This is a genomic window from Streptomyces sp. DSM 40750, from assembly GCF_024612035.1.
Lineage (GTDB): Bacteria > Actinomycetota > Actinomycetes > Streptomycetales > Streptomycetaceae > Streptomyces.
Genome location: NZ_CP102513.1, coordinates 4,328,707 through 4,348,865 on the forward strand (window position 1 = coordinate 4,328,707; position 20,159 = coordinate 4,348,865).

Genomic DNA, 20,159 nt, shown 5'->3' on the forward strand with positions numbered 1-20,159 from the left:
AGTCGTGAAGCCCCGCACCCAGCCACTGCACTGACGCTCCGTCAGAAACCGTGCTGCGGACCGCTCGAAGCCGTCGCCGCACATGTGCGCTGCGTGAGCTCCACATGAGCACTACGTCGGCTTTTCGCGCGTTTTTGCATGGGCTTTACGCGGGTAGATAGGCCGAGCCCCGGGCTCAGGGCCAGCCGGGGTCGCCCGGGGCGTTGGACGCCTGGGCGTTGGCGACCGTGGTGCGGTCGGCCGTCTCGACGGCGGCGGAAAGGGTCAGCACCGCGGCGGCGACAAACGCGAGCGCCCCGGCCAGTCTGCGCATGTACTTCATTTCTCTTACCCCCCAGAAGAATTCTCGGACTTCCGGCTCTTCGTCGGTGTCCATACGAAGAGCATGCCGTGGGCCGCCGGTTGCCGGAAGCGATTGAAGGGGTCATGATCGTGCACTGCAGGAATCTGAAGGGGGACGGCATGTGCGGTGAGGCGGACATACGCGGGGGCGGCGATACCCCGGCGGAGCTGTGCGGTGCGGGGATGGAGTTCTACCGCACCACGCTGCTGGCGGGGAGGGCCCCGCGCGCGGACGCGCCCGGGTGTGTGAGCGCGTTCGGGCTCGTGGCCCCGGCGGTGGACGACCCGGGGGCCATGGTGCCGATACCGCCCTCGGTGGCGACCGCGGCGCTGGCGCACCCCATGGAGCGGCAGATCCTGGAACAGCAGCAGGCCCTGATCGCCGTACGGGCGTCGATGTCCCAGGCGGAGAGCGTCTACCGTACCGCCCGCCGCGAGGGGAGCGAATCCTCGCAGCGGCTCACCCCCGCGCCGGTGATCACCGCCGCGCTGGACGAGGCGATCCAGGGGACGAAGCACGAGCTGCTGACCGCGCACCCGGGCGGCCGAAGGCCCGAAGAGGTCCTGGTCAAGGCCCTGCCGCGCACGCTGGAGGCGCACCGCAAGGGCGTCAAGCAGCGCACGCTCTACCAGCACACGGTCCGCGCCCACGGCCCGACCCTCGACTACATCAAGCAGGTCACCGACCTGGGCGTCGAGGTGCGTACCGTCGACGAGGTCTTCGACCGGATGATCATCTGCGACCGTGCCCTGGCCTTCATCCCCGACATGGGCAAGGACCACGGCACCCACGCCCTCAAGGTCACCGACCCCGGCGTGGTGCACTTCCTGGTCTCCGCCTTCGAGTACGCCTGGGAGCGGGCGAAGCCGGTCGTCTACGAACACGACCAGCAACGCCCTCCGCTCCTCACCGACGAGACCCGGCTGCACGTACTGCGCCTCATGGTCGACGGCTACACCGACGCCGCCATCGCCGGCCGGCTCGGCATCAGCACCCGTACCGTCGCCAGCCACCTCAAGAAGGTCGGCGACATGCTCGGCAGCAACAGCCGCGCCCAACTCGCCTATCTCACCGCCAAGAGCGGCCTGTTGGAGGACGGCGCGGCGGCCGACTGCGACTGCGAACGGCGGAGCTGAACGCCGCCGGGCCCGGCCGCCGCCGGCCGGGGCTCACGCCACCCGGACCCGGAGGGAGTAGAACCGCGTCGTCTGTACGGCGTTCTGGTTGTCGTCGCTGACGAGCAGGACGTTCAGCCGCCCGTGCCGCTGCCCGGTGACCGTCATCCCCTCGATGTTGTCGAGCAGCGGGTTCGGCTGCGGCTGCTTGGCGGTCGCGCCGAGGGTCGGGCAGTTCACGAGGTCGGCGAGGAGGGTCTTGCGGACGAGTCGTACGCCGTCGCCGTCCTGGCCGGTGAGGACGTCGGCGCCGGTGGTGTCCGTGGCGCGGCGCGTGTCGGCCGCGTAGAGGCGGACCGTGTTGCCGACGCCGGCGGTGAAGCCCCGCTCCAGCACGAGCAGCCGTCCGCCCGGGAGGGCCGCCACCTCCACGACGCCGAGACCGGTGTCGGCGCGGTAGCCGTACTGGGCGGAGAGCCGGAAGTCCCGTCCGAAGCCGTGCCGTTGCCAGGTCTGGAAGCGGACGATCCCGGCCGTGTCGCCGGAGAGCGCGCCCTCCATCGAGGCGAGCAGGGTGCGCCCGCCGGGCAGGAGGGTGAGCCCCTCGAAGGTCTGGTTGGTCATGGCCCGCCCGGCCGGGGCGACCTTCAGCGCGTCGGGCACGGGAAGGCTGCCCAGGATCCGGCCCTCCCGGTCGTACCGCCGTACGGTCGGCTCGGTCTCGGAAGCGACAAGGCGGGTGCCGTCCCGGTCGACGACCAGCCCTTCGGAGTCGAGTGCGGCGCCGGTCTCCGTGGCGAGCGGGACGACGCCCTTCGGCTGGAGCGTGCGGGGGTCGAGGGCGAAGAGTGAGGACCGGTCGGAGACGGCGAGCAGGGACCCGTCCCGGTCGACGGCGAGGGCGGAGAAGTTGCCGACGAAGGTGCCCTCGTACGTCGTCTTGTCGAGGGCGTCGGAGTACGCGCCGATGGAGACTGACGGCGAACAGACGTTGCTGTCCGACGAGTTGGCGTGAACCGGCCCGGCGGCGGCGAGGGTGGTCGTGGCCGCGGCCAGGCCGGCGGTGACGGTCGCGAGGAGGGTTCTGAGACGCATGGCGTCACGGTAGGACGACGCCGGTGATACGGAGATTGCCTCTCCATGAACGTCCGGAAATCAGCCGCCGGTCGTGGTGGCCGGCACGGGCACGGTCGCTTCCTGGGGCTGGTCGGTGGGCACGTACCGCTGTGTACTCGCCGACGTGGTGACGGGCACGAGATCCTTGTGGATGACCTTGGCGACGCCCTGGATGGTGTTCACGCCGTACTTCATGTCCGGGTTGCCGTGCGTGAGGACGGTGATCGTGTAGTCCCGACCGCCGCCCTTGAACGTGCCGACGCTGTGCACCCGCCAGCCGTGCGTGGCACGGGACAGCCACCCGTTCTTGACATGCACCTTCACGGTCGACGGCACGCCGGCGGGGGTGCCCCAGCGCTGCGAGGAGACGACCTTGTTCATGAGCTTGAGGACGTAGGCGCGGGCGTTGTCGCTCAGCACGGTGTTCTTCGCGGTGAGCAGCGCGAGCAGCCGCTGCTCGTCCCGGACGGTGATCCGGGTGAGCCCCCAGTAGTTGTTCGCGCCCGGCTTGGTCTGGGTCATCTTGGCGGCGGCCAGAAACGCCTTGATCTTCGTGAGGCCGAGCTGCTTCCACAGTGTGCTGGTGGAGGCGTTGTCCGACTTGGTGATCATGGCGGTGGCGAGCTTGGTCTCGCGGTCGGTGAGGAGGCGATTGTGCTTCTTCGCGTCCCACAGCAGCGCCGCGAGCACGGTCACCTTCACCACGCTGGCCGAGTCGAAGGCGGTACCGCTCCGCAGGGTGCAGGTGGTGTTGGTGACCCGGTCGTACAGCCCGACCGCCACCGTCCCCTTCCGCTTCGCCAGCGCCGCCGTGATGTCCTTCTGCAGCTTCTCGGCCAGCCCGGCCTGCCCCGACGTACAACTGACCGTCGGCGTCGTCGCACTGGCCGCCGGCGCGAACACGCCCGCCGCCGACGACACGACCATGCCTGCCCCGATCCCGGCGGCGATCACCCGGGTCCGTCCGGACGTCCGGGGTCTCCGGAATATCCCGTGAGTCATCAAGCCTTCCCATCCCCTTGAGCGACGACGAACGCGCTCGTGACGCGTTCACCCCACTCGACTCGCGGGGATGTCCGAAAGTTGTACGTGAGTTCACATGGGTCGCGAGCGCGCACCTCTGGAGCTGGCCCAGCGCGCTTCGAGCTCTTGGGCGCAGCCCGGACCTCCGCCGCGCCCCCCATTACCGGCACAGCGACACCTCTGACACCCCACCGGCTCCGGGCCCTGTCCGAGGAGAGCCCCGCCGGTTTCAACCCCGGGACCACCCCGGGACTCACCGTGGGACCACCCCAAAGGGAGGTGTCCGTAAGGACAAGTCCGGTTCTGGCCGAATCCGCTCCGGAGCCACCAGCCGGACCGACCCCCACCCTTCCCCTGACCGGCGGATATTGACCGTCACCGCACGAAAACCACTCGATCATGACCGAAATCGAACCGAAGCCGATCAAATCGCCGCCTCTTCTTTGCGTTTCCTGTGCTTCCATGGCGCCAACGTGACGGGGGCGTACGTGAGTTGACGGTGTGCCCTCGTCGGCCGTGACCGACACACGGGGGTACAACTTGAAACTGACAAAGCCGCTCATAACCGGGGCTGTGGGGATAGGTCTGCTGATAACGGCAGCGGCCCCGTCAGCGACAGCCGCCCAGACCGGCGCCGGAGACGCGAGCGCCGGACAACTGCGGGTCACCATCGGCTCGGCCAAGGCCAAGACGGGTGCCGTCGCCGGCCCGATGGCCAACGCGACCTGCACGATCAACCGCATCACGGTGAACCGCTACAGCTCGTGCGAGTGGGTCACCGTCCACGTCGACGTCATCAGAGTCGTCAACGGACGCCCCGTCATCGAGGGCACCGCCGACTTCAGCGCCAAGCACCAAATGACCCTCAAGGCGAACTCCGCCAACTGGAGCGAGAAGTTCACGCTTTCCAAGGCGAAGACCACAGGCAAGGGCAAAGGCGTCCACGTCAGGATCGGCGCCACTTCGGGCGGCGGTACCAAGGCCACCGTCAAGTTCCCGCAGGGCCGCACCCTCGACAGCGTGGGCAACGGCACCGTGGGCTACAAGTCCGCCGCCATCGCCCCGAAGAAGATCAAGCCCAAGGCGAAGACCACCTACAAGTACACCTTCACCAAGGCCGGTTACAGCCCCGGCGGCGTCTCCTACGCCTCCGCCACGTACCGGTGCGACAACTACTACGGGAGCAAGCGCACCAACCGCTCCGGCTGCGCCTTCCCCGAAGCCCCCACCGCGGTGAGCATGGTGGGCCTGGCCCGCATCGACGAAGGCATCCGCAAGCTGCGCGCTCGCGGCGGCCACTACGGCGACCCCAACGGCGGCAAGCCGCTGCACTGGATGATCAACAAGGACCAGGAGAACGACAACCGGACCGCGGTGTGCCCGCGCAAGGCGCCGGCGGACATGCAGCGCGTCGGCCGCACCTCGTGCGACGAGTACCCCTTCGCCTCCACCAGGGAGGGCGGCACTCACCTTCCCGCCAACCAGCGGGAGATCACCTGGGTCAAGGTCCAGGAGAACAAGTCCCAGGGCGGACGTATCACCGCATGGCGCGGCAAGATGCACGTCATGCATGGCGACCCGTTCTACGTGGTCACTTCCTGAGCGGTCTACACTCCCCCCGCCAGACAGGGTGCCCCTCCCGCGCGAAGCGGGAGGGGCACCCTGCCCCGCTCAAGGTCTGTCAAGGAGGCTCCCCTTGCTGGTCCGTGAATCCTCGTTCACCGTCGCCCTCGGCGAGAACGGCTACCTCATCGGCTTCACCGACGACTACGCCTACCCCCAGGAGATGCCCTTCGGCTGGCGCTGCGGCCCGGCCACCGAGGCCAACGCCGTCGTCCTCACCACCACCGACACCGGCCCCCTCCTCATCACGATCCAGGTCCACGACGCCCCACCGCCCGCCGAGACCGACGGCGACTGGGAGCCCGCCGAGGAACTCAGCCTCCGAACCGACCTCCCCGACCTCTCCCTGGCGACCCTCGAACAGGGCGACATCCTGGACGCCTGGCCGGACGACGAGCCCCCTCTCCACTCGCCCTCCCCCTCCGACGCCGGCTGGGTACGCATGCGCCTCTACTGCCACGCCGACGACCCCGACCCCGGCATCGGCGACCACGGCGAACGCCACCTCGTCCAACTCTGGCCAGCCCCCGAGACACCCCCGGTGCACCCCGAAATCACCGAGGAAGACCGCCGTGCACGCGCCGAGTACGCGGCGGACATGGCCGTGCCAGTGGAGGACTACACCGCCGAGTACTCCGTCGAAGAGGACTGACAGAGCATGCGGCGATCCGGCCCACGGCGTGGGCCGCGTCCTCGTCCGTAGCCCGTCCTGGGGCGCATGGGCCGATACGCATGGGGTCCGCCAAACGCATCACGACAGTCCGGGCGAGTCCAATGACGTCGTATCGCCCGGAGCGTCGTAGTCGTCGAACCCCGCATCGGCGGTGCGGTCGGGGAGACGCGCGCCCCGGCTCTCGGCGATCCGGTGCACGTCGGTCAGCGCCTCGCTCATCCGGGCCAGCAGGAAGCGGAGTTGCGGGGCGGTCGCCCGGCGGTCGGCGAGCATGTCGGCCGCGTGGTCGAGGAGTTGGCCGGCCATGCCCAGTTGGACGCTCTCGATGTTGTCGGCGAGGCGGGACACGTAGCCCTCGCCGTCGCCCACCAGATAGCACCGCTTGCCGTCGACTCCGGTCCAGGGCAGGAGTCGGGTTCCGCCCGCATCGCCACTCATGCCCACTGCGACCTCTCACTCATGTACAGCGCGTGCCTCCGGGCTTCACGGAGTCTGTATCCGGGCTCGTGGCCGGGTGCGAGCCACGGGCGCGCCATGGCGTTGGCCTCCGCCCGCGCGACACGGGCCGTGGGCCGGAAGCCGACGTGGTGCACGGTCGGGCCGGAAATCCGGCGTTTCCGGCGTGACTTGAAGAAGCGGGCGATACGGTTGCCCATGTCGTCGAATCCATTCCTGAGTAGCGATTCATGACCACGCCCCCGGACCGCTGCAACGGTCGCGGGGGTTCGCTTTGTGTAGCGAACCGCTCACAGCCTGAGACATGCCGGGCTACGCTCGCCAGGGGCTGGCTGGTGACAGAGCATTTGTCACAAAGGAGTTGGGCGATGGGCACGATCTACGGCGACTGGCTCAAACAACAGCGCGAGACGGCGGGGCTGACGCAGCAGCAGCTCGCCGACATGGCGGTCATGACGCGTTCACATGTGTCCCACATCGAGGCGGGCCGCCGGGTGCCGTCGAAGGAGGACGCGAGGCGTCTGGACAAGGCCCTGAACACGGGGGATGTGCTGAGTAGCTTTCTTCCGCAGGACGACGTGGCCGTCACCGACTACTTCGATGCGGTGCGCCAACTCGAACAACAGGCGGTCGCGATCAAGGAGTTCGCCAGCGCGTTCGTGCCTGGCATTCTGCAGACGAAGGGGTACGCGCGTGCGGTTCTGAGTTCGGTCTTCCCTCCTGTGAGTGAAGAGGAATGTGACAGGCGCGTTGTCACACGCCTTGAGCGCGCAAAACTCCTCGATGATCCGGCGACACCCGTGGTCTGGACGTTGTTGGACGAGGCGGTGCTACGTCGCCCCGTCGGCGCCCGGGAGGTCATGGCTGAGCAGATCACGCACTTGGTCCGTCTGGCGGAGAGCGGCCGGGTACGCGTCCACGTGTTGCCGTTCGGGGTCGGCCTCCACCCGCTCATGCAGGGCATGTTGACGCTCATGACGTTCGAGGATCAACCGCCGGTGGGCTACGGCGAGGGTGTGAACATGGGAAAGCTCCACGACTCGCCTGCTGTCGTCAAGCGGCTCGAAGACATCTACGCTCTCGCACTGAGCGACGCCATGCCACTGAAGGAGTCAATCGCCCTACTGCGGGCCACAGCAAAGGACTACGGGCATCATGACTGAACACACCATCACCGACCCCGCCGCCTTCACCGGATGGCGCAAGTCCTCGTACAGCTCAAGCAACCCCGACAGCTGTGTAGAGGTCATCGACAACCATCCGTCCGGCATCCCCGTCCGCGACTCCAAGAACCCCCACGGCCCCGCCCTGCTCATCTCACACCCCAGCTGGACCTCGTTCATCGCGTCTCTGAGGCCGCATCCCGAACAGGAAGCGTGACACCCGGATCCGCCGTACCCCGTACTCGTACGCCACGAGGATCACCACCAGCGAACCGGCCACGATCGTCACGTACTTGACGACGATCGGCGCGGACCAGCCCACCACGCCGTACGCGAAGGCGACCACGACCGGCTGGTGAAGGACGTACAACGGCATCGCGGCGAGGGCGAGGTATGCCCACAGCTGTCGGCGCCGCCCCGAGGGCTGCCCCGGTTCACTGGGCCGGGGCCGGGGCCGGTCCAGCAGGCCCAGGATGGCCAGCACCCAGCACCAACCCGCCGCCCCGAACAGCCCCCGGGTGACCAGTGCGAGCGACGTCCACGCGGTGAACGGATCGTCGCCGTCCCCCGCCGCCATGAACCCGGGCGCGGTCCCCGCGAAGAGGACCAGGCCGAGCACGCCGACCGGTACGGCGGCGCGGCGGAGGGCGGCGCGGACGCGGGGGTCGTCGGCCAGCGCGTAACCGCAGAGGAAGAACAGCAGGTAGGCCCAACGGTTCCAGCCGGCGAAATCCTCCTCCATGCCGAGCAGCGCGTTGATCAGGGCCAACGGCACCGCCGGGAGCAGGAGCAGGGCGGGGTGGCGGGCCACCACCGGCCCCGCTCGGTCGGCGCCCGTCGCGAGCGGCGCCGCGACCGGTACGAGGAGCAGGCAGAACGCGACGAGCAGGACGACGAACCACAGGTGGCCCGTCTCGAAGTAGCGGCCGTCGAGGAGGAAGGGGAAGTCGTCGAAGTCCAGGTGGACGGTGAGGAAGCGGGGCCAGAAGCGCCAGTACGGCTCGTCGTACGCGGGGTCCGCGGCCCGTAGCCGCAGCCATTGCGGGAGGGGATTGAGGGCGAGCGAGGCGAAGACGAGCGGGACGCCCAGGCGCAGCGCGCGTTCGCGGGCGGGGCCGCGGCGGCGGATCGAGAAGCGGGCGCCGAGGCCCGCGACGAGGAACAGCATGGGCATCGCCCAGATCACGCCGAGGCCGGCCAGCACGGTGACGACGTCGGTCGTGTCCCGGTTCTTGACGTAGAAGTCGTCGTCCGGCGAGAAGACGAGCGCGGCATGGAAGAAGACCAGGCCGAGCACGACGAGGGCGCGCAGCAGGTCCAGTTCGCGACGCCGAGGAGCGGGCGTCCTCGACGGCTCGGGCTCAGGCTCAGGCTCAGGCTCGGTGTTCGTTTTCCCCCGGTCCATTCCCCCTCCCCGGTTCCCGGTCCAGTGTGGGGGAGGGTGCCTACGGACGACAGCGTTCCCCCAGCACCTGGCGGGACTCAGGCAGTAACCTCGGCCTTCATGACCACCACCCTGCAGACGATCCACGACGTGCCCGTTCTGATGTGCGCCTCCGACGGCGAGCCGATCGCCCGCGAGAGCGACGCCCTGGATCTCATCGGCAACGCCGGGTACCAGGGCGCCGCATGGGTGGTCGTCCCCGTCGAACGGTTCGACGAGACGTTCTTCCAACTGCGCACCCGCGTCGCCGGCGACATCATCCAGAAGTTCGTCCAGTACAGCGTCGGCCTGGCCGTCGTCGGCGACATCTCCCGCCACACGACGGCCAGTTCGGCCCTGCGCGACTTCGTCCGCGAGTGCAACCGCAACCGTCAGACGTGGTTCCTGGCCGACGTCGACGAACTGCGGGAGCGCCTGAAGGGCTGAGGAACGTCCGAAGGCCGGGCTCGCCGTTCCCGGAACCGCTCACACCGGTTCGGGTTGCCGTTCCTCTCGTCGTTCCGGTTGTCGCTCCCGTGCGGCCGTCCGTGCCCACAGTCGGTCGGTCCGTACGTAGCCGTAGGCCACCGAGGCCATCACCAGAAGGAGAAGCGGTCCGAACACCCAGGGGTGTCGGGCCATCTCCATCGGAAGATGGCGATACGCCAGCAGGAGCGCGACGAACACCGTCGCTCCGTAGGCGACCAGCCGGATTCCCGACCGGTCCCAGCCACGGTCGAACGTTCGTAGAGCCGTCTCGATCGTGAGCGTGAACACCACACCGGCGATGAGATCCACGCCGTAGTGATAGCCGAATCCCAGCGTCGCGCCGAGCGTGGCAATGAGCCAAAACGTTCCTGCGTAGCGCAGGACCCGTGGGCCGTTGCGGGAGTGGATGAAGATCGCGGTGGCCCACGCCGTATGCAGGCTGGGCATGCAGTTGCGTGGGGTGATCTCGTCGTACGGCATCGGGTGCGGGGTACTGATCGGCGGCGGCGTGTGGGGCCACAGGTTGGCCGCCGCCCAGTGCTCGCCGCCCGTGCCGAAGGCGCCGGTGCCGTAGGCGAAGACCGGTCCGACCACCGGGAAGACCATGTAGATGGCCGGCCCGACGAGGCCGATCACCAGGAAGGTGCGCACCAGATGATGGCGCGGGAAGCGGTGCTCGACCGCGACGTGACGCAGCTGGTAGAGCGCGACGACTACCGCGGCCACCGCGAGCTGGACGTAGACCCAGTCGAGAAGGTGGGCGCCGACCGGACCGGCGGCCCTGACCATCCGGCCCACCAGCCACGACGGGTTGCCCAGCGCGTGATCGGCGGTCGCCAAGTACGGGTCCAGCACCGCCGGGTGGGTCTTCGAGGTGATGAGCAGCCAGGTGTCGCCGGTCTTGCGGCCGGCCACCAGCAGCAGGCCCAGCCCGACGCCCTTCAGCAGCAGGACGCGTTCCCGGCCGGTGCGGCGCGTGAGAGCGATGACCGCACAGCCCAGAATCACCCACAACGCGCCGTTGCCGAACATCATCCTGGCGTCGACCGCCCACCGCACCAGGAAGAAGGCGACGTCGATACCGATCGCGACAGCAGCCGCGATAAACCGTTGCCGCCAGGTGAGCACCACCATCGTCAGCGCCATGCTGGCGTACAGCAACGGCCCTGATGTGGGGGCGAATATCACCTCTCGCGCCTGGTTGGTGATCGGCCCCGGCAGGCCGTAGTGACGTGCCGCGACCTCCAGGGCGACAAGGAATCCGATGGCCGTCACACCCACCGTGCCCCACAGCACCACCCGTGGTCGACGCCATGCACCGGACGCCACTATGTCATTTATTCGCGAAATCGTCCGCGATGCTACGGATATCAATTCACTTGGCCGATTTGCTCTTCAGTCGGCCAGGTCTCTTCGTGGTGGGCAGCACGGCTTTCCGTTCCCTAGGTGTTGGCTGTGCGGATCATTGCAATCTGGAAGACGGACACGCCCTCGTCAAGGTTGCTCGGCAAAATCCTTGCGGCACAGCGGGCCCACCCCGCCAGCACGCCTGAATCCCCACGTCAATTGGGGTCTCCCCTCGAATCGGAGCAGGCGGAGGGGCGTGGGAGCACGAAGGTTCCCCGTTAGCGATAACGTCACCAAATCGCCTTCCCTCCGTAACACATGGACTGACCCGTCCATGCCAATCTCTCGTTTACCCACACAGTCAACCCGCGTAGACCGAGGCTCCCCGAACCAACTCCTCGTGCTGCGCGGCCCTCTGGGAAGGGACACCCCAACATGCCCGCTGCGCGGATACGCAGTTGGAAGACGGTCGCCCTCGCGACGTCGGCCGTGCTCGTCGGTCTCGTCCTGCCGACGGCCACCGCCACCCCCGCCTCGGCGACGACGACCGCGTACGACAGCACGTACTACAAGAACGCGATCGGCAAGACCGGTACGAGCCTCAAGTCCTCTCTGCACACGATCATCAGCCCCCAGACGAAGCTGTCGTACTCGGCCGTCTGGGAGGCCTTGAAGGTCACCGACCAGGACCCGAACAACAGCAGCAACGTCAAGCTGCTGTACAGCGGCATCTCGCGCAGCAAGTCCCTCAACGGCGGCAACTCCGGCAACTGGAACCGCGAGCACGTGTGGGCCCAGTCCCACGGCGACTTCGGCACCTCCGCCGGCCCGGGCACCGACCTGCACCACCTCCGCCCCGAGGACGTGACGGTCAACGCCATCCGCGGCAACCTGGACTTCGACAACGGCGGCAGCAGCTTCACCAACAGCGGTGGCAGCCTCTACGACTCGAACTCCTTCGAGCCCCGCGACGCGGTCAAGGGCGATGTGGCCCGCATGATCCTGTACATGGCCGTCCGCTACGAGGGCGACGACGGCTGGCCCAACCTGGAGCCCAACGACTCCGTCAACAACGGCGGCACCCGTTACCACGGCCGCCTCTCCGTACTGAAGGCCTGGAACGACGAGGACCCGCCGGACGCCTTCGAGGAGCGCCGCAACCAGGTCATCTACGACACCTACCAGAAGAACCGCAACCCGTTCATCGACCACCCCGAGTGGGTCGAGGCGATCTGGTAGACACCGGATCACGAACGAACGCACCACGAACGCACAAGACGAACTCCCGGTCCGGCGGCCGGGAGTTCGTCGTGTACGTCGTGTACCACCTGCTGGCGGTGGCGAGTTCGCAGAGCGCGGCTGGAGGCGGGCGAGTACGGCGGAGGTTCGACATCGGACGCGGACGCGGCCTCGGCCTCGGGCTCGGCCTCGGGCTCCACGTCAGGTGACAACAGCCAGTCGGCGAGTGTCCACCGCCTGGACCCGTCGGACGTGAAGTAGGCACAGGCACGCCAGTTACCCATCCATGACATTCGGACGTACAACCGGTGAACCCCCGTGCGAGTCGGACTACACGGACGCGGCGCTTCCGCCCGCCGTTCCCCACCGACCCGAAAGGCACGTGCATGTCACGAGCACGAGCAGGAGCACGACGCAGTACCCGCACCGCACGAGTGAGCGCGCCCCTGGCCGCGGTGGTGCTGCTGGCCGGAGGCCTGACCGCCTGGTCGCTCGGCCCGGCCTCGGCGGCCACCGCATCGGTGGGCGTGGCGGACGACTTCAACGGGGACGGGTACGCCGACCTGGTCGTCGGCGCCCCGAACGCCACGGTGTCCACGCAGGCCAAGGCGGGCTATGTGGCCGTCATGTACGGCTCGAGCAGCGGGCTCTCCACGACGAGGAAGAAGCTCGTCAGCCGTTCGACAAGCGGCGTGCCCGGCTCCGCCACTGCCAACCAGCGCTTCGGCTCGACGTTCACCAAGGGCGACCTGGACCGCGACGGCTACGGCGACCTGGTGATCGCGGGCGGTACGGCGGGCTCCGTGATCGTCTGGGGGTCGGCCTCCGGGCTGACCGGCGGTACGAGCGTCGCCGGGTTCGGGGCGGCCCCGCAGGCGGGCGACTTCGACGGCGACGGCAAGACCGACCTCGCGCTCTTCTCCGCCCAGGACGTCGGCGGCGACGACCCGGAGGGGGCGCCGGCGACCCTGTGGAAGGGCCCGATCTCCCGCGCGGCCAAGCCCGCCGCCGTACTGCCCCTCCTCGACAAGTCCCTGTGGTGGGGCTGGGACGAGGACGACGCCTCCTGCGCCACCGGCGGCGGCTGCGAGAACGGCCCGTCCTCCATCACCGGCCCGGTCGTCTCCGGCCAGGTCGGCGACGTCAACGGTGACGGCAGGGACGACCTGGTCCAGTGGCACTACACGGGCGACGGCACCTGGGGCAACCGCCTGCTCCTGGGCGGCACTTCGGGCTTCACCCGCGGCTTCGTACCCGGGGACGACACGAGCCGCGACCCGGCGGGCACGGGCATCGGCGACGTGAACGGCGACGGCTACGACGACGTGGTCGTGGGCGCCGAGGGCTGGTCCGACCAGGTCCGCGTGGCCTACGGCTCCCCGACCGGCCCGTCCGAGGCGAACGTCCAGACCTTCGACCAGAGCCTCCCCGGCTTCCCCGGCGCGCAGGAGGACGGTGACCTGGTCGGCTCGGCGGTCTCCGTCGCCGACGTCACCGGCGACGGCTACGCCGACCTCGCCCTCGGCATCGCGTACGAGGACATTGACGGCATCGTCAACGCCGGCTCGGTCGCCCTCGTCCCCGGCAGCGCCTCCGGCATCACGGGCACCGGCACCAAGGTCTTCCACCAGAACACCGCCGGGGTCCCCGGAGTCGCCGAGAAGGACGACAAGTTCGGTGCCACCACGGCCCTTCTGGACGTCAACGGCAACGGCCACCCCGACCTGGCTGCCGGCGCCCCCGCCGAGAACAGCGACAACGGGGCCGTCTGGGTCCTGCGCGGCACGGCCACCGGCCTGACCACGACGTCGGCCCTCGCCTTCGGCCCCGGGGACGTGGCGGGCCCGGCCACGGACGCGATGTTCGGCGCGGCCCTGCGCTGAGCCCGGCGAACTTGAGGGGAAGAGCCTCGATTCAGGCCTTCCCCTCAAGCGATTCACCTGTCCACGCCGCTGAGGCCCAGCCGGGTCGCGTCGTCGTAGCGGCGGCGCATCTCCTCGACCCGGGTCTCGACAAACGCGAGCGCCTCGTCGAGGTCGAGGCCGTCGGCGTACCGCCGGTACGGGGTGTGCACCCCGGCCGGCCACTCGCCCATGTCCCGCTCCAGGTCGAGTCGGACGAACGCCTCCACCGTGAGCCCCAGCCCGGTGAAGGCGAGGACCCACGGCGAGGCGGTACTCGTTCGGCTCCTGGTCCCGGGTCAGAAGGGCACCGCCGTAAGCACGTCACCCCGATACGTGCGTCGGCGCGAACATCCGCAGCACCGCCGGGAGCACGACCACCGAAGGGCCGGGAGCGGCAAGGGACTTGGCGAGGTCTTCCGCGAGGGTCTCGGGCGTCGTCCGCAGCCCCGGTACGCCGAACGACTCCGCCAGTGCCACATAGTCGGGCCGCGTCAGCTCCGTGCCGGTCGTCTCGCCGAACGCGTCCGTCATGTACTCGCGCAGGATGCCGTAGCCGCCGTCGTCGACGATGAGCCAGGTGACGTTGAGGTCGTACTGCCGGGCCGTGGCCAGTTCGGCGATCGAGTAGAGCGCGCCGCCGTCGCCGGAGACGGCGAGGACCGGGTGGGTCGGGTCGGCCGCCGCCGCGCCGAGGGCCGCCGGGAAGGCGTAGCCGAGGCCGCCCGAACCCTGGGCGGAGTGCATGGTGTTCGCGCCGCGCGGATCGAACGCCGACCAGGCCCAGTACGCGAGGATCGTCATGTCCCAGAAGGAGGGCGCACGGGACGGCAGGGCCCGGCGGATGGACGCCAACAGGTCCTGCTCCAGGGTGAGTTGCTGGGCGTCGATGCGCTCACGGACCTTCCCGAGCACGCCACGCACCCGCTCCGCCGCCGACTCGTCCTCCCGTGTCTCCTCGATCGTCTCCAGCAGGGCCTGAAGGGCCAGGCGGGCGTCCGCGTGAATCCCCAGCGCCGGGTGGTTCGACTCCAGCTTCCCCAGGTCCGCCTCGATCTGGATCACGCTGCCCCGGGGCTTGAACGTGTGGTAGTTCGAGGAGAGTTCGCCCAGCCCCGACCCCACCACCAGCAGGACGTCCGCGTCCTCCAGGAAGTCCGTCGTGTGCCGGTCCTCCAGCCAGGACTGGAGCGACAGCGGATGCGTCCACGGGAACGCGCCCTTCCCGCCGAACGTCGTCACGACCGGCGCCGACAGCCGCTCCGCCAGCTGCCGCAGCTTGCCGGACGCGTCCGCCCGTACGACTCCGCCGCCCGCGATGATCGCCGGGCGGGCTGCGGACGACAGCAAGTGGGCTGCCAGCGCCGTCAGTTCGGGGCGTGGCGGCAGCTCTTCGGGGAAGGCGTCGCCGCCTGTCACCACCGGGATCGACGTCTCGGCCAGCAGCACGTCCTGGGGGATCTCCACCCACACCGGGCCGTGCGGGGCGGTCAGCGCGGACTGCCAGGCGGCGGCGACGGCGGAGGGGATCTGGGACTGCGCACGGACGGTGTGGACGGACTTGACGACACCCCTGAACGAGGCGGACTGGTCCGGGAGTTCGTGGAGGTAGCCGTGGCGGCCGCCGCCCAGGCCGGCGGTCGGGATCTGGCTGCTGATGGCGAGGACGGGGGCCGAGGCCGCCGCCGCCTCCTGGAGCGCGGCCAGGGACGTCAGCGCGCCCGGGCCCGTGGACAGGAGCAGCGGGGCGGCCTCGCCGGTGATCCGGCCGTACGCGTCCGCCGCGAAGCCGGCGTTGTTCTCCACTCGCAGGCCGATGTACCGCAGGTCCGAGCGGCGCAGCGCGTCGAACATGCCGAGCGCGTGCTGGCCGGGGAGCCCGAAGACCGTCGTCGCGCCGAGCCCGGCCAGCGTCTCCACGACCAGGTCTCCGCCGTTGCGGCCGTGGGGAGGGTTCAGCGCGGCCTCCGTCTGGGCGGCCGTCGGACGGAGTACCAGGTCGTGGTCGTGGGTCACTTCGCTGCCTTCTCCCGCTCTTCCCGCTTCGCCCGCGCGATCTGGCGGGACATGATCGTGGTGAGTTCGTACGCCGTGTGCGACGCGGCCACCGCGGTGATCTCGGCGTGATCGTACGCGGGCGCCACCTCGACGACGTCGGCCGATACCAGGTTGCAGGAGGCCAGCCCCCGCAGGATCTCCAGCAGCTCGCGGGAGGTCATGCCGCCGGCCTCCGGTGTCCCCGTGCCCGGTGCGTGGGCCGGGTCGAGGCAGTCGATGTCGATGGAGATGTAGAGGGGACGGTCGCCGATGCGCTGCCGCAGCTGGTCGGCCACCTCGTCCGCGCCCCGGCGGTAGATGTCGGCGGAGGTGACGATCCCGAAGCCCATCTTCTCGTCGTCGGTGAGGTCCTGCTTGCCGTACAGCGGACCGCGCGTGCCCACGTGCGAGAGGGCCTCCGTGTCCAGGATCCCCTCCTCCACCGCCCGCCGGAACGGGGTGCCGTGCGTGTACTCGGCGCCGAAGTACGTGTCCCAGGTGTCGAGATGCGCGTCGAAGTGCAGCAGCGCCACCGGACCGTGCTTCTTGGCGACCGAGCGCAGCAGCGGGAGCGCGATGGTGTGGTCGCCGCCGAGGGTCATCAGCCGGGCCCCCGTGCCCAGCAGCTCGTCCGCCGCCGCCTCGACCGTCTCCACCGCCTCGTGGATGTCGAACGGGTTGGCGGCGATGTCACCGGCGTCCGCGACCTGGGCGAGGGCGAAGGGGGAGGCGTCCTGGGCCGGGTTGTAGGGGCGCAGCAGCCGGGACGCCTCACGGATCGCGTTGCCGCCGAAGCGGGCGCCCGGCCGGTACGAGACGCCCGAGTCGAACGGCACGCCCACGACCGCGACGTCCGCGCGGCCCACCTCGTCGAGGCGGGGCAGCCGGGCGTAGGTCGCGGGCCCGGCGTACCGCGGGATGCGGGAGGAGTCGACGGGGCCGCGGGGCGTCTCGTTGCCGCTCATGGGACAATGCCTTCTTTCTTACGCTTCGTCGCGTATGTACAGCTCTGCTGATGACTCTACTGGCGCGTCGGAATGGGTTCGGCCACGGGTTCGGGGGTCCGCCCGGCGAGACGCTCGCGCCAGGCGTCGAGTACGGCGGCGTCGGTCGCCGGGGTCGCCAGGGAGACGGCGACGTACGCGACCAGGGAGGAGAGCAGGCCGTAGGAGACGGGTTCATTGGCGAGGATGCCGTAGGACGCCATCAGGCCGATGACCGCCAGGCCGCCGACGAGCACCGAGGCGAGGGCGCCCTGTGCGGTGCCGCGCTTCCACAGCAGGCCACCGAGGATCGGGACGAGGAGTCCGCCGACGAGGAGGTTGTAGGCGACGGTGAGGGCCTCGATGACGTTGTTGAGAGCGATGGCCGTGGCGATCACGGCGAGGCCCATGACGAGGATGAAGGCGCGGTTGCCCCGCACTTCATCGCGCTCACCCGAAGTGACCTTCCCCCGCACCCGCGACCAGATGTCGTTGTTGGCGACGGTCGCGCAGGCGATCAGCGCGCCGGAGGAGGTCGACATCACGGCGGCCAGGGCGGCGGCGAGCACCAACCCCCTTACGCCGATGGGGAGTTCCTCCTTCACGATGGTCGCGAAGGCGTCGTCGGCGCTCGCGAGGTCCGGGAAGAGCACCTTGGCGGCCGTGCCGATGACGGCGCCCGCGAGGGCGTACGCGAGGCAGTACGTGCCCGCGACCGTGCCGCCCCACTTGGCCGTCCGGTCGCTCCGGGCGGTGAACACGCGCTGCCAGATGTCCTGCCCGATGAGCATGCCGAACGTATAAATCAGGACGTACGTGAAGATCGTCTCGCCGCCGATGCCCAGCGGGTCGAAGTACGCGGTGGGGAGTTCGGCCCTCATCTCGCCGAACCCGCCGGCCTTGACGACGGCGATGGGCAGCAGGAGCAACAGCACACCGATGGTCTTCACCACGAACTGGACCATGTCCGTCAACGTGATCGACCACATGCCGCCGAGCGTCGAGTACGCGACGACGATCGAGCCGCCGAGCACGATCGCGAGCGTGCGGTGCATGTCGAACAGGACGTCGAAGATCGTGGCGTACGCGATGGTCGAGGTGACGGCGAGCATGAGGGTGTACGCCCACATGACGACGCCGGAGATGACGCCCGCGCGGCCGCCGTAGCGCAGGTCGAGCATCTCGGAGACCGTGTAGACCTTCAGGCGGGCGATGCGGGCCGAGAAGAAGACGGAGAGGGCGAGCAGTCCGAGGCCGATGGTGAAGACCATCCAGGCGCCGGAGAGGCCGTACTGGTAGCCGAGGCCCACGCCGCCGATGGTGGAGGCGCCGCCGAGCACGATGGCCGCCATGGTGCCGGAGTACATCGTCGGGCCGAGGCGGCGCCCGGCGACCAGGAACTCGCTCTTCGACCTGGCGCGGCGCATGCCCCACCAGCCCATCGCCAGCATGCCGGCCAGATAGACGACGATCACCGTGTAGTCGACGGCCATGTCGGGGCCCTCCTTCGCGCGCACCGGGTGGCGGCTGATGGGCACCGACATTAGGTGGCCGCGAAGCGACTGCGAAGTGTACGTTTCATCCATTCCAGAGGGGCGACATGGAGGGAACGCACACCATGCCGGAGTCAGCCGAGCCACCCGCCCCGGCGGTCCCTCCCACCCCGCCCGTGCCCCTCTCGGCCCTCCTCGCCCGCGAGGACCTGGGCCTGCGGCAGATCGCCGGGCCGGTGGACGAGGGGACGGTGATCCACTGGGCGCACACCTCGGAGATGTCGGACCCGTATCCGTATCTGCTGGGCGGCGAGCTGCTGCTGACGGCCGGTGTCCACATCCCGGAGGCGGCCGGCTCGGGCACCTCCTTCGACGACTACGTCTCCCGCATCGTCGCGGCGGGCGGCGCCGCCCTCGGCTTCGGTGTCGCCCCCGTGCACGACACGGTCCCGAGGGCACTGGTCGCCGCCTGCGACACGTACGAACTGCCACTGGTCGAGGTCCCGCCCCGGACGACCTTCTCGGGCGTGGCGCGGGCGGTCTGGCAGCTCATGGCCCGCGCGAGACACGCGGAACTGCGCCGCGTCACCGAGGCCCAACAGAGCCTGGCGGCAGCCGCGTCCCGCCCGGACCCGGTCCCTGCCGTACTGCGGCAGCTGGCCCAACGGGTGGGGGGCCGGGCGGTGCTCTACGGGCCGGAGGGGGCGGAACTGGCGGCGGCCGGGCGAGGACCGGCACCGGACGCCCTGGCCGACCTGGCGGCGGTGGTACAGCCGGGTGCCGCTCAGGAAACCGGCCGCTCCATCAGGGGCGCGGGGAACTGCGCGACCAGCCACAACGAACCCGCACCCGCCCGAACACGTCAACCTCCCGAGCTCTCCACGCGCGTCTCCGGCCCCACCCCCTCCTCCGCCACCGACACCATCAACGGCACCCACCTCGCCGCCTACGCCCTCACCTCCGGAGGACACCGCTTCGCCCTGGGCATCGCCACCCCCCACCGCACCCCCGGCGACCACACCATCGCCTCCGTCGCCGCCGTCCTCCTCTCCCTCCTCACCGGCGAACAGCAGAGCGGCACGGGCGCGGCCCGCACATCGGCACTCGTACGGCTGCTGCTCGGCGCCCGCCCCGAGGAGGTGGCGCCGCTGCTCGGCGACACCCGCCGGCTCGTCGTACACGCCCACCCCACCGAAGACGGCCCGCATCCCGACGCCCTGGCCGCCGCCGCGCTCGGCGCCGCCCTGGGCTCGGCACTGATCGACGCCCAGGACGACGTCGTACGCGTCCTGGTCCCCGCCGACCGCGAGGTCACCGCCCAGGCCGGCTGGACCTGCGGGGTGAGCGCCCCCGCCGAGCCGCACGCGTGGACGACCGCCGACGTACAGGCCGCCCGCGCCCTGGCCCGAGCCAGGGCGACCCGGACGGCTCTGGTCCGGCACGGGCCCCGTACGACACTCACCCAGCTCCTGCCGGAGGCCGACGCGGCCGCCCACGCCCGCGCCCTGCTGGCCCCCCTGTCCGCCTCCCCCTCCCTCACCGAAACCCTGCGCACCTGGCTCTCCCTGCACGGCAGTTGGGACCGTACGGCCGTCGCGCTGACCGTCCACCGCAACACGGTCCGCCAACGGATCGGCCGGTGCGCGGCGTTGCTGGACGCGGACCTCGACGACCCGGACGTACGCATGGAGTTGTGGTTCGCGCTGCGGCAGGAGTGAACCGGCGACAGGAGCCT

19 protein-coding genes are annotated in these 20,159 nt (G+C 69.8%); 9 read left to right on the forward strand and 10 right to left on the reverse strand.

Features of this window, described 5'->3' with window-relative positions; genetic code table 11:
• Positions 1-175: 175 nt before the first annotated feature.
• Positions 176-376, reverse strand: coding sequence for a hypothetical protein (locus JIX55_RS19385; RefSeq protein ID WP_257564571.1), 201 nt, complete (start codon positions 374-376; stop codon positions 176-178).
• Positions 377-426: 50 nt separating this feature from the next.
• Between JIX55_RS19385 and JIX55_RS19390 the strand changes: the two genes are divergently transcribed.
• Positions 427-1,479 carry a LuxR C-terminal-related transcriptional regulator gene (locus tag JIX55_RS19390; RefSeq protein ID WP_257564572.1) on the forward strand — a complete coding sequence of 351 codons (1,053 nt, stop codon included), beginning with the start codon at positions 427-429 and terminating at the stop codon, positions 1,477-1,479.
• A 33-nt stretch (positions 1,480-1,512) separates the two neighbouring features.
• Here the strand turns inward: JIX55_RS19390 and JIX55_RS19395 are convergent, their stop codons facing one another.
• On the reverse strand, positions 1,513-2,553 hold the full coding sequence (locus JIX55_RS19395; protein WP_257564573.1) for an esterase-like activity of phytase family protein: 1,041 nt from the start codon (positions 2,551-2,553) through the stop codon (positions 1,513-1,515).
• Positions 2,554-2,613: 60 nt separating this feature from the next.
• Positions 2,614-3,576, reverse strand: a complete 963-nt coding sequence (locus JIX55_RS19400; protein ID WP_443046457.1) for a serine hydrolase — start codon at positions 3,574-3,576, stop codon at positions 2,614-2,616.
• A gap of 594 nt (positions 3,577-4,170) precedes the next feature.
• Between JIX55_RS19400 and JIX55_RS19405 the strand changes: the two genes are divergently transcribed.
• Positions 4,171-5,199 (forward strand): NucA/NucB deoxyribonuclease domain-containing protein, encoded by a 1,029-nt coding sequence (locus JIX55_RS19405; protein ID WP_257564574.1) that lies wholly within the window; start codon positions 4,171-4,173, stop codon positions 5,197-5,199.
• Positions 5,200-5,293: 94 nt separating this feature from the next.
• Positions 5,294-5,872 (forward strand): hypothetical protein, encoded by a 579-nt coding sequence (locus tag JIX55_RS19410; protein WP_257564575.1) that lies wholly within the window; start codon positions 5,294-5,296, stop codon positions 5,870-5,872.
• Positions 5,873-5,971: 99 nt separating this feature from the next.
• Here JIX55_RS19410 and JIX55_RS19415 read toward each other — a convergent pair whose 3' ends face one another.
• Positions 5,972-6,331, reverse strand: a complete 360-nt coding sequence (locus JIX55_RS19415; RefSeq protein WP_257564576.1) for a hypothetical protein — start codon at positions 6,329-6,331, stop codon at positions 5,972-5,974.
• A gap of 386 nt (positions 6,332-6,717) precedes the next feature.
• Here JIX55_RS19415 and JIX55_RS19420 point away from each other — a divergent pair, with 386 nt between their 5' ends.
• The gene (locus tag JIX55_RS19420; RefSeq protein WP_257564577.1) at positions 6,718-7,512 is read left to right on the forward strand and encodes a helix-turn-helix domain-containing protein; all 795 of its coding nucleotides are present in this window, start codon (positions 6,718-6,720) and stop codon (positions 7,510-7,512) included.
• Positions 7,505-7,729: a DUF397 domain-containing protein gene (locus JIX55_RS19425; protein ID WP_257564578.1), complete on the forward strand. Its 225-nt coding sequence runs from the start codon at positions 7,505-7,507 to the stop codon at positions 7,727-7,729. Before JIX55_RS19420 ends, JIX55_RS19425 begins: the two co-directional genes overlap by 8 nt.
• Here the strand turns inward: JIX55_RS19425 and JIX55_RS19430 are convergent.
• The gene (locus JIX55_RS19430) at positions 7,667-8,917 is read right to left on the reverse strand and encodes an acyltransferase family protein (protein WP_257564579.1); all 1,251 of its coding nucleotides are present in this window, start codon (positions 8,915-8,917) and stop codon (positions 7,667-7,669) included. The genes JIX55_RS19425 and JIX55_RS19430 overlap by 63 nt on opposite strands.
• 99 nt (positions 8,918-9,016) lie before the next feature.
• On the opposite strand from JIX55_RS19430, the gene JIX55_RS19435 reads away from it, so the two are divergent.
• Entirely contained in the window at positions 9,017-9,382 is a 366-nt protein-coding gene (locus tag JIX55_RS19435) for a DUF4180 domain-containing protein (RefSeq protein WP_257564580.1), read from the forward strand.
• A gap of 39 nt (positions 9,383-9,421) precedes the next feature.
• Here JIX55_RS19435 and JIX55_RS19440 read toward each other — a convergent pair whose 3' ends face one another.
• Positions 9,422-10,723, reverse strand: coding sequence for a phosphatase PAP2 family protein (locus tag JIX55_RS19440; protein WP_443046709.1), 1,302 nt, complete (start codon positions 10,721-10,723; stop codon positions 9,422-9,424).
• Between the two features lie 483 nt (positions 10,724-11,206).
• Here JIX55_RS19440 and JIX55_RS19445 point away from each other — a divergent pair, with 483 nt between their 5' ends.
• Both JIX55_RS19445 and JIX55_RS19450 read left to right on the forward strand, forming a co-directional pair.
• On the forward strand, positions 11,207-12,010 hold the full coding sequence (locus tag JIX55_RS19445) for an endonuclease I family protein (RefSeq protein WP_257564582.1): 804 nt from the start codon (positions 11,207-11,209) through the stop codon (positions 12,008-12,010).
• Positions 12,011-12,396: 386 nt separating this feature from the next.
• Positions 12,397-13,893 carry an FG-GAP-like repeat-containing protein gene (locus tag JIX55_RS19450; RefSeq protein ID WP_257564583.1) on the forward strand — a complete coding sequence of 499 codons (1,497 nt, stop codon included), beginning with the start codon at positions 12,397-12,399 and terminating at the stop codon, positions 13,891-13,893.
• Positions 13,894-13,946: 53 nt separating this feature from the next.
• Here the strand turns inward: JIX55_RS19450 and JIX55_RS19455 are convergent, their stop codons facing one another.
• The 4 genes from JIX55_RS19455 to JIX55_RS19470 form a co-directional block, all read right to left on the reverse strand.
• Entirely contained in the window at positions 13,947-14,141 is a 195-nt protein-coding gene (locus JIX55_RS19455) for a hypothetical protein (protein ID WP_257564584.1), read from the reverse strand.
• A 94-nt stretch (positions 14,142-14,235) separates the two neighbouring features.
• On the reverse strand, positions 14,236-15,927 hold the full coding sequence (locus JIX55_RS19460; protein ID WP_257564585.1) for a thiamine pyrophosphate-binding protein: 1,692 nt from the start codon (positions 15,925-15,927) through the stop codon (positions 14,236-14,238).
• Positions 15,924-16,913, reverse strand: a complete 990-nt coding sequence (speB, locus tag JIX55_RS19465; protein ID WP_257564586.1) for an agmatinase — start codon at positions 16,911-16,913, stop codon at positions 15,924-15,926. The genes JIX55_RS19460 and speB overlap by 4 nt, the downstream gene beginning before the upstream one ends.
• A 56-nt stretch (positions 16,914-16,969) precedes the next feature.
• Complete coding sequence (locus JIX55_RS19470) at positions 16,970-18,424, reverse strand: sodium:solute symporter (RefSeq protein ID WP_257564587.1); 1,455 nt, start codon at positions 18,422-18,424, stop codon at positions 16,970-16,972.
• A gap of 125 nt (positions 18,425-18,549) precedes the next feature.
• Between JIX55_RS19470 and JIX55_RS19475 the strand changes: the two genes are divergently transcribed.
• Complete coding sequence (locus JIX55_RS19475; RefSeq protein ID WP_443046460.1) at positions 18,550-20,142, forward strand: helix-turn-helix domain-containing protein; 1,593 nt, start codon at positions 18,550-18,552, stop codon at positions 20,140-20,142.
• The last annotated feature ends 17 nt before the right edge of the window (positions 20,143-20,159 follow it).

Coding starts and splice junctions, on each gene's coding strand:
- JIX55_RS19385 (WP_257564571.1), bottom strand. CDS start 376: ATGGACACCGACGAAGAGCCGGAAGTCCGAGAATTCTTCTGGGGGGTA.
- JIX55_RS19390 (WP_257564572.1), top strand. CDS start 427: ATGATCGTGCACTGCAGGAATCTGAAGGGGGACGGCATGTGCGGTGAG.
- JIX55_RS19395 (WP_257564573.1), bottom strand. CDS start 2,553: ATGCGTCTCAGAACCCTCCTCGCGACCGTCACCGCCGGCCTGGCCGCG.
- JIX55_RS19400 (WP_443046457.1), bottom strand. CDS start 3,576: ATGACTCACGGGATATTCCGGAGACCCCGGACGTCCGGACGGACCCGG.
- JIX55_RS19415 (WP_257564576.1), bottom strand. CDS start 6,331: ATGAGTGGCGATGCGGGCGGAACCCGACTCCTGCCCTGGACCGGAGTC.
- JIX55_RS19420 (WP_257564577.1), top strand. CDS start 6,718: ATGGGCACGATCTACGGCGACTGGCTCAAACAACAGCGCGAGACGGCG.
- JIX55_RS19425 (WP_257564578.1), top strand. CDS start 7,505: ATGACTGAACACACCATCACCGACCCCGCCGCCTTCACCGGATGGCGC.
- JIX55_RS19430 (WP_257564579.1), bottom strand. CDS start 8,917: ATGGACCGGGGGAAAACGAACACCGAGCCTGAGCCTGAGCCTGAGCCC.
- JIX55_RS19435 (WP_257564580.1), top strand. CDS start 9,017: ATGACCACCACCCTGCAGACGATCCACGACGTGCCCGTTCTGATGTGC.
- JIX55_RS19445 (WP_257564582.1), top strand. CDS start 11,207: ATGCCCGCTGCGCGGATACGCAGTTGGAAGACGGTCGCCCTCGCGACG.
- JIX55_RS19450 (WP_257564583.1), top strand. CDS start 12,397: ATGTCACGAGCACGAGCAGGAGCACGACGCAGTACCCGCACCGCACGA.
- speB (WP_257564586.1), bottom strand. CDS start 16,913: ATGAGCGGCAACGAGACGCCCCGCGGCCCCGTCGACTCCTCCCGCATC.
- JIX55_RS19470 (WP_257564587.1), bottom strand. CDS start 18,424: ATGGCCGTCGACTACACGGTGATCGTCGTCTATCTGGCCGGCATGCTG.
- JIX55_RS19475 (WP_443046460.1), top strand. CDS start 18,550: ATGCCGGAGTCAGCCGAGCCACCCGCCCCGGCGGTCCCTCCCACCCCG.